Source organism: Sporosarcina luteola, from assembly GCF_023715535.1.
Taxonomy (GTDB): Bacteria; Bacillota; Bacilli; order Bacillales_A; family Planococcaceae; genus Sporosarcina; species Sporosarcina luteola_B.
Window position 1 is genome coordinate 1 of the sequence record NZ_JAMBOI010000086.1, and the last position, 214, is coordinate 214.

Consider the following 214-nt stretch of genomic DNA (forward strand, 5'->3'; position numbering starts at 1 on the left):
CCATCTCTTCCGCGGCAAATATGCTTTTCAGTAGGCTGATTGCCTCCTGATTGTCTTTCTTCGGCATGACGTCAACGATATTGCGTTTGAAGTGGACATTGCACCGTTGCCAGGATGTTCCCACAAAGTCTTGTTGAATCGCCTTTTTAAGACCTTCATGGGCATCGGAGACGACTAGTTTCGGCGATTGTAGACCTCTTGAAATTAGGTGTTG

At 46.7% G+C, this 214-nt stretch carries 1 protein-coding gene; it reads right to left on the bottom strand.

The window, feature by feature from the left end; translation table 11 throughout:
* A partial coding sequence (locus M3191_RS18865) for a transposase (protein ID WP_251701757.1) occupies positions 1-214 on the bottom strand: 214 nt, incomplete at both ends.